Source organism: Roseisolibacter sp. H3M3-2, from assembly GCF_029211165.1.
Taxonomy (GTDB): Bacteria; Gemmatimonadota; Gemmatimonadetes; order Gemmatimonadales; family Gemmatimonadaceae; genus Roseisolibacter.
The window spans coordinates 1-8,065 of sequence record NZ_JARGEK010000226.1 but is presented as its reverse complement, the minus strand read 5'-3'; the positions used below and the strand labels follow the sequence as shown (position 1 = coordinate 8,065).

At 74.2% G+C, this 8,065-nt stretch carries 4 protein-coding genes and 1 pseudogene; 4 read left to right on the top strand and 1 reads right to left on the bottom strand.

Annotated features, from left to right (window positions below; all coding sequences use genetic code 11):
* A pseudogene (locus tag PYV61_RS16810) lies at positions 1 to 995 on the top strand (DNA mismatch repair protein MutS); the annotation flags it as partial.
* A 54-nt stretch (positions 996 to 1,049) separates the two neighbouring features.
* Here PYV61_RS16810 and PYV61_RS16805 read toward each other — a convergent pair.
* Positions 1,050 to 4,463, bottom strand: a complete 3,414-nt coding sequence (locus tag PYV61_RS16805) for a glycosyl hydrolase (protein WP_275833694.1) — start codon at positions 4,461 to 4,463, stop codon at positions 1,050 to 1,052.
* Between the two features lie 199 nt (positions 4,464 to 4,662).
* On the opposite strand from PYV61_RS16805, the gene PYV61_RS16800 reads away from it, so the two are divergent.
* The 3 genes from PYV61_RS16800 to galK all read left to right on the top strand — a co-directional run bounded on the left by PYV61_RS16800 (position 4,663) and on the right by galK (position 7,996).
* On the top strand, positions 4,663 to 5,661 hold the full coding sequence (locus PYV61_RS16800) for a hypothetical protein (RefSeq protein ID WP_275833692.1): 999 nt from the start codon (positions 4,663 to 4,665) through the stop codon (positions 5,659 to 5,661).
* Between the two features lie 93 nt (positions 5,662 to 5,754).
* The gene (locus PYV61_RS16795) at positions 5,755 to 6,819 is read left to right on the top strand and encodes a UDP-glucose--hexose-1-phosphate uridylyltransferase (RefSeq protein WP_275833690.1); all 1,065 of its coding nucleotides are present in this window, start codon (positions 5,755 to 5,757) and stop codon (positions 6,817 to 6,819) included.
* 4 nt (positions 6,820 to 6,823) lie between these two features.
* Positions 6,824 to 7,996, top strand: a complete 1,173-nt coding sequence (gene galK, locus PYV61_RS16790; RefSeq protein WP_275833688.1) for a galactokinase — start codon at positions 6,824 to 6,826, stop codon at positions 7,994 to 7,996.
* The last annotated feature ends 69 nt before the right edge of the window (positions 7,997 to 8,065 follow it).

Here is an 8,065-nt window from a genome sequence, read left to right as displayed (position 1 = left end):
CGGGGGTGGTGCGCGTGCTGGCGCGGCTGGCCGCGGAGCCCGACGCCCCCGGCCGCGCCGGCGCCGTGCAGCGCCGCGTGCGCGACGAGCGCGTGGTGGCGGCGTTCGGCGCGCTGGTGCGGCTGCTCGAGTGGAACGAGGTGCACCGCTCGCCGATGGCGCACTGGGCGTTCAACGCCGCCGTCGCGTTCGACGTGCACCTCGCGGGGGCGCTGGCGCGGTGGCGCCTCGCGCACCGCGCGCACGCCGCGGCGTGGCTCGACGACGCGGCCGACGTCGAGGCGCTGCTGGTGCTGGCGACGCTGGCCGCCGAGCACCCGGCGTGGACCGTGCCGGCGGTGCACGACGACGCGGGGGCGCGGCTGGAGGCGCGCGGGCTGGTGCACCCGCTGCTCGCCCCCGGGGCGGCGGTGGCCAGCGACGCGACGCTGCGCGCGCCGGGCGACGTGCTGGTGGTGAGCGGGCCGAACATGGCCGGCAAGACGACCTTCCTGCGCGCGCTCGGGCTGGCGGCGCTGCTGGCGCAGGCCGGCGGCGCGGTGCCCGCCGCGTCGCTGCGGCTGCGGCGCTGCCGCGTGCGCAGCAGCGTGCGCGTCGAGGACGACCTGGGGCGCGGCGTCTCGCTCTTCATGGCCGAGGTGACGCGGCTGCGCGACGTCGTGCGCGAGGCGGAGGCGGCCTCGGACGCGCCCGTGCTCTTCCTGCTCGACGAGGTGCTGCACGGCACCAACGCCGGCGACCGGCGGGTGGCGACGCGTGCCGTGCTGGCGGCGCTGCGCGCGGCCGGGGCGGCCGGCGCCGTCACCACGCACGACCCCGAGATCGCGCCGCCGGGCGCGGAGCCGCCGCCGCAGGCCGTGCACTTCGACGGGCGCGTGCGGCGCGGCGACGACGGCGCGCTGGCGCTGGAGTTCGACTACGTGGCGCGCCCCGGGCCGGCGACGCGCGCCAACGCGCTGGCGCTGCTGGAGCTGATGGGATTGCGGGTGGAATGAGAAAGGGGGGACGGGCCCGTTCGGACCCGTCCCCCCTCGCTCAACGCCGGCGGCTCACCACTTCATCTTGTACCCGAGCATGTTCTCCTCGTCGTCCATCACCGTCGCCGGGCGCGGGCGCTCGGCGGTGTTGGGGACGATGATCGGGAGGCCGGCCGCGCGCAGGATCTCGTTCACCCGCGGCAGCGACGAGTTGAGCGAGCGCCGCACCTTCTGCAGCTCGACCTCGAGCGCGCCGGAGAGCTGGTTGAAGACCGTGTAGCTCTGCTTCGTCGGCTTCGCCTCGGTGCTGGCGACGATCCCCGTCAGCGCCGCGATCTTGTTGTTCAGCTTGATCGGGTAGTTGAGCGGGTCCTGCGAGCTCTGGTTGCGGACCTGGTAGATCGACTCCTCCGGCTGCGAGAGCTCCTGCATCAGCGCCGTGGCGGCCTGCTTGAACTCCGCCTCCTGCGCCTTGCCGGCGATCTGCCTGGTGCGGTCGTCGACCTGGCCGCGCACGCTGCGCACCGTGCGCACCGCGTTGTTGGCGTCGCTCACGCGGTCGCGGATCTGCGTGAGGAAGCGGAACTGCTCCTGCAGGTCGGCCAGCGTCGCCTCGGAGCGCGGGTCCTTGCGCACCGCGAACTGCTGGGTGACCGGCGCCTCGCCCTCGACCGTCATGCGCACCGCGTACGTGCCCGGGGGCGCGATGGGGCCGGTGGTGCCGGCCGCCCACATGATCAGGTTGTCGAAGCGGACGGCGTCGGGGTAGCGCAGGTTCCAGGAGAACTGGTTGAGCCCCTGGCGGTTCGGGACGCGCGGCGGCCGCGGGCCCGAGCGCGCCAGCGCCTCGAAGTCGATCCCGGCGGCCGGGCCGCCACCCTCGTTGCGCTGCGCCAGCTTCATCGCCGAGTCGCGCGCGAGGCCGGTGCGGACGAGCGAGTCGACGCGCGCGGTCTGCCGCTCGGCGGCGCGCACGCTGTCGGCGGCGGTGGCCGAGTCCTGGGCGCTGGTGAACGACTGGATCACCTTCCCGGCGGCGTCGAGGAACTCCATGCGCACCGGCTGGTTGGCGCGGGCGAGGTTGTAGTACACGCTCACCCCCGACGGCGCCTGCGCGCCGCCGCGCCCGCCGAACCCGCCGCCGCCCCAGTTGGTGCGGTACGCGTCGCGCGGCTTGTAGAGGTGCGTCCGCGCCACGAGCTCCGGGGTCGCCTGCCGCATCGCGGACACGTCGTCCATGATCCAGAACGAGCGGCCGTGCGTCGCGATCACCAGGTCGGCGTCCTTGACGACCAGGTCGTGGACCGGGACCGGGGGCAGGTTCTTCTTGAGCGACTGCCAGTTGGCGCCGTCGTCGAACGAGACCCACACGCCGCGCTCCGTGCCGGCGTAGAGCAGCCCGCGGCGCACCGGGTCCTCGCGGATGACGCGCGTGAACTCGGTCTCCGGGATGCCGGTGGTGATCGCCGTCCAGGTGGCGCCGCAGTCGGTCGTCTTGTAGAGGATCGGCCGCTTGTCGTCCTGCTGGTAGCGGTTCCCCGCGAGGTAGGCGCCGCACGCGGCGTACTTCGACGGGTCGATCATCGAGACGCGCGTGAAGTCGCCGATGTCCTTCGGCGTCACGTTCTTCCAGTTGGCGCCGTTGTCGCGCGACACCCAGACGTAGCCGTCGTCGGTGCCGGCCCACAGGAGCCCCTTCTGCAGCGGCGACTCATCGAACGTGAAGATGACGCCGTACGTCTCGACGCCCGTCTGGTCGCGCGTGATCGGGCCGCCCGAGGGGCCCATCGTCGCCGGGTCGCGGCGCGACAGGTCGGGCGAGGCGCGCGTCCAGCTCTGCCCCTCGTCGGTGGAGCGGAAGAGGTAGTTGCCGCCGGCGTACAGGACGCCCGGGTCGTGGCGCGAGAAGACGATCGGGAACGTCCACTGGAAGCGCACCGCGATGTCCTCCGACGAGTACCCCATCGGGTTGTCGGGGTGCACCGTGACGTTGCGCTCGAAGTCCGTGCGCCGGTCCTTGCGCGTGAGGAGCCCGCCGTAGCTGCCGGCGAAGATCACGTCCGGGCGCGTCGGGTGCGGCGTCACGTAGCCCGACTCGCCGCCGCCGGCGTCGTACCAGTCGGCCATCGACACGCCGCCCTCCTTGCGGCTCGGGCCGCAGAGGGTCGAGTTGTCCTGCTGCGCGCCGCAGACCTTGTACGGGAACTCGTTGGTCGTGCTGACGTGGTAGAACTGGGCCGTCGAGAAGTCCTGGTCGGTCCAGGTCTGCCCGCGGTTGAACGAGACGTTGGCGCCGCCGTCGTTCCCCTGCACCATGCGGTTCGGGTCGTTCGGCGCGATCCACAGGTCGTGGTTGTCGCTGTGCGGCGTGCCGATCGTCTCGTTGAACGTGCGGCCGCCGTCGCGCGACCGGTACATGCCGACGTTCAGCCCGTAGACGACGTTCGAGTCGCGCGGGTCGGCGAACAGCCCCGAGTAGTACCAGGCGCGCTGGCGCAGCTTGCGGTCGCGGTTGATGTACTCCCACGACTGCCCGCCGTCGTCGGAGCGGTACACCCCGCCCGAGTCGTGCTCGATCTGCGCCCAGATGCGGCTCGGCTTGGCCGGCGAGACGGCGAGGCCGATCTTGCCGACGACGCCCGTGGGGAGCCCGCGCGCCGTGCCGGTGAGCTTCGTCCAGCGCTCGCCGCCGTCGGTGCTCTTCCAGATCCCCGAGTGCACGCCGCCGCTCGACAGCTTCCACGGCGAGCGGTACGCCTGCCACATGGCGGCGTACAGCACGTCCGGGTTGGACGGGTCGAGCGCGATGTCGATGGCGCCGGTGGAGTCGTTGACGAACAGCGTCTTGCGGAAGGTCTTTCCGCCGTCGGTGCTCTTGTAGACGCCGCGGTCGGGGTGCGCCGAGAAGACGCGCCCGAACACGCCGGCCCAGACGACGTTCGCGTTGGTCGGGTGGACGCGGAGCGTGGAGATGTACTCGTCCTTGAAGCCGAGCATCGTCCAGGTGCGCCCGGCGTCGGTCGTCTTCCAGAGGCCGTCGCCGTGCGAGGTGTTGCCGCGGATCTGCGTCTCGCCGCCGCCGACGTAGACGACGTCGGGGTTGGACGGGTCGACGGCGATGGCGCCGATGGTGCCGCCGAAGTAGCGGTCGGAGGCCGGGGCCCAGTTCGCGCCGCCGTCGGTGGTCTTCCAGACGCCGCCGCCGGTGGTCCCCATCCAGTACTCGAGCGGGCGCTGGACGCTGCCGGCGACCGCGACCGAGCGGCCGCCGCGCGGCGGCCCGACCTCGCGCCAGCGGAGCCCGGCGAAGGCGAGGGTGTCGAAGCGCACGGCCTGGCCGGCGACGAAGCGCGCGGCCGGCTCCGGGGCCGGGGCGGCGAGCCGCGGGCGCGCGGGCGCCTGGGCCGGCGCCTGGGCCGGGAAGGCGCCGGCTCCGGCGAGGGCGAGGGCGCCGAACAGGGCGCGTCTGACGAACGGTGGGTGCACGCCGAAGATCTCCGGGGGAGTGGGGGGGGCGGGGCGGACGTCGGGCGACGGGGGGTCGCGCACTTCTCTAACGCAAAGGGAACCGGCGGACGTTGAGCGCGCCACCCCGCACCGGTCGCGCGGCGGCGCGCATCCTGCCCCCGCGCCACCGCCGCGCGTGCGCACGGCGCCCGCTCCCTCACCCTCGAGGCCGTTCCGGATGTCCCGTCGCCCCACCCCCGCCGCGCCGCGCGCGGCTCTCGCCGCGCTCGTCGCCCTGACCGCCGCCTGCCAGGACGTCGTCCCGCTGGCCCCCGCCGACGCCCCGCGCGCCGGGAAGGCGGCCGCCGCCGGGGGCCTCCCCGACGCCTACGTCCTCCCGGGGACGCGCGTCTTCCCGGAGGGGATCGCGGTCGACCCGCGCCGGCAGCGCGTCTACGTCACCAGCACCACCAGCGGCGCAATCTTCTACGGCGACCTGCGCGACGCCACCCTCGCCGACAGCATCCCCGGCGGCGTCGACGGGCGCACGACGGCGATCGGGATCGACGTCGGGAGCGACGGCGAGCTGTTCGTGGCCGGCGGGGCGACGGGGCGGGTGTTCGTGCTGTCGCCGGACGGCGCGACGCTCGCCGCGCTGCAGGCCGCGTCCGGGACGCCGACCTTCGTCAACGACGTCGCGGTGGTGCGCGGCGACACGGCCTACGTGACGGACTCGCAGAATCCCGTCATCTACCGGGTGTACGAGGGCCCGACTGGCTGGGTCGTGGAGCCCTGGCTCCCGCTCGCCGGCACGCTGATCGAGTACACCACCGGCTTCAACCTCAACGGGATCGCCGCCTCCCCCGACGGACGCACGCTCTACGTCGTGCAGTCGAACACGGGCGAGCTGTTCGCGATCGACGTCGCCACGCGCGCCGTCACCCAGGTCGACCTGGGCGGCGCCGCGCTCACCAACGGCGACGGGCTCGAGGTGACGGGCGGCAACCGGCTGACGGTGCTCCGCAACCAGGAGGAGCTGCTGGTCGAGATCCGGCTGCGCGACGGCGGGACGGCGGGGGAGATCGTGTCGCAGACGACGGACCCGTCCTTCCGCTACCCGACGACGTTCGTGGAGGCGCGCGGGCGGTACCTGGTGGTGAACTCGCAGTTCGACGCGCGGAGCGCGGGGACGCCGCCGGTGCTGCCGTTCACGGTCTCCGTCATCCCCAAGAATTGAGCGTGCGCTGCGGGCTGCGGCCTGCGGGTTCCGAATCCGCAGCCCGCAGCCCGCAGCATCTCGGTGGCCGGCTTCCTGCGGTCGCCCGCCCGCGTGACGACTTCCGACCCGACGCTGCCGCCCGTACTCCGCGACGCCCCCCACCGCCGCTTCAACCCGTTGACCGGCGAGTGGGTGCTCGTGTCGCCGCACCGCGCCAAGCGGCCGTGGCAGGGGCAGGTGGAGACGCCGGCGGTGGCGCGCCGGCCGGCGTACGACCCGACGTGCTACCTCTGCCCCGGCAACGCGCGCGTCGGCGGCGAGCGCAATCCGGACTACGCGACGACCTTCGTCTTCGAGAACGACTTCGCCGCGCTCACGCCGGGGCGCGTGGACGCGGGGATGGACGTCGACGGGCTCCTCGTGGCGCGCGCCGAGTCGGGGCGGGCGCGCGTGCTCTGCTTCACGCCGCGCCACGACCTGACGCTCCCCGACATGGACCTGCCGACGCTGCGCGGCGTGGTGGACCTGTGGGCCGCGCAGTACGAGGAGCTGGGCGCCGACCCGGACATCGGGCACGTCCAGATCTTCGAGAACAAGGGGGAGGCGATGGGGGCGAGCAACCCGCACCCCCACGGCCAGATCTGGGCGCAGCGCTCGCTCCCGCTGCACGCCGCGCGCGAGCTGGAGCGGCAGCGCGACCACCACGCCCGCCACCGGCGCACGCTGCTCGCCGACTACCTCGCCCTCGAGGCGCGGGGCGGCGAGCGCACGGTGGTCGAGAACGACCACTGGGTGGCGCTCGTCCCGTTCTGGGCGGTGTGGCCGTTCGAGACGCTGGTGGTGCCGCGCCGCCCCGCCCCGCACGTGGCGGCGCTCGACGACGCCGAGCGCGACGCGCTGGCCGACGTGCTGCGCCGCCTCACGCGCCGCTACGACCGGCTGTTCGACGTCTCCTTCCCGTACTCGGCGGGGCTGCACCAGGCGCCGACCGACGGCGCGCCGCACCCCGAGTGGCACCTGCACCTGCACTTCTACCCGCCGCTGCTGCGCAGCGCGACCGTGCGCAAGTTCCTCGTCGGCTACGAGATGCTCGGCGAGGCGCAGCGCGACCTGACGCCCGAGACGGCCGCCGAGCGGCTGCGCGGCGCCCCCGAGACCTCCCTGCTGGAGCCGTGAGCGCGTGACGAGCGACGACACGCCGCGGGCGCGCGCCGTCCGCGCCTTCGCCGAGCGCTTCGGCGCGCCCCCCGACTTCGTGGCGCGCGCGCCGGGGCGCGTGAACCTGATCGGCGAGCACACCGACTACAACGACGGCTTCGTCTTCCCGGTCGCGATCGACCGCGCGGTGTGGATCGCGGGGCGCGCGCGCGACGACCGCCGCGTCGTGCTGCACTCGCTCGACTTCGGCGACGCGGCCGAGGTGGACCTGGCGGCCCCGGAGCACCGCCGGAAGCACTGGGCCGAGTACGTGGCCGGCATGGCGTGGGCGCTGGCCGAGGGCGGGGTGCCGACGCCGCGCGGGGTCGAGGGGGTGATGGCCGGCAACGTCCCGGTCGGCGCCGGGCTGTCGTCGAGCGCGGCGCTGGAGCTGGCGGTGGCGCGCGCCCTCTCGTGGGCGTCGGACCGCGGCGCGTCGTGGGAGCCCGCCCGCGTCGCCCGCATCGCGCAGCGCGCCGAGAACGCGTGGGTCGGCGTGAACAGCGGGATCATGGACCAGATGATCTCGGCGGCCGGGCGCGCGGGGCACGCGCTGCTCATCGACTGCCGGTCGCTGGAGACGCGCGCGGTGCCGATGGGGCGCGAGGCGGTGGTGGTGCTCGACACCGGCACGCGGCGCGGGCTGGTGGACAGCGCCTACAACGAGCGCCGCGCGCAGTGCGAGGCGGCGGCGCGCCACTTCGGCGTGCGCGCGCTGCGCGACGTGGACCTGGCGACCTTCGAGCGGCGCGCCGGGGAGCTGGACGACGTCACGCGCCGCCGCGCGCGCCACGTGATCACCGAGAACGCCCGCACGCTGGCCGCCGCCGACGCGCTGGCCGCCGGCGACGCGGCGACGGCAGGACTCCTCATGGACGAGAGCCACGCCAGCCTGCGCGACGACTTCGAGGTGTCGCGCCGCGAGCTGGACGTGATCGTCGAGATCGCGCGGGCGCAGGAGGGGTGCCTCGGGGCGCGCATGACCGGCGCCGGATTCGGCGGGTGCGCGGTGGCGCTGGTCGCTCCCGAATCCGCCGAATCGCTCGCGAGCGAGGTGGCGTCGCGTTACGAGCGCGAGGTCGGCATCCGGCCCTCCGTGTACGTGTGCACCCCCTCCGAGGGGGCGTCCGTCGAGAACTACCAGGAGAACGGATGAGACGGATCAGATCCGGGCGATTATCAAAGATCTGGTAGCAGATTGGAGGCTCCATCCGCGCGGAGGGAG

What these genes read in the sequence shown, in the direction of transcription:
- PYV61_RS16800 (WP_275833692.1), top strand. Translation starts at nt 4,663, where the DNA reads ATGTCCCGTCGCCCCACCCCCGCCGCGCCGCGCGCGGCTCTCGCCGCG.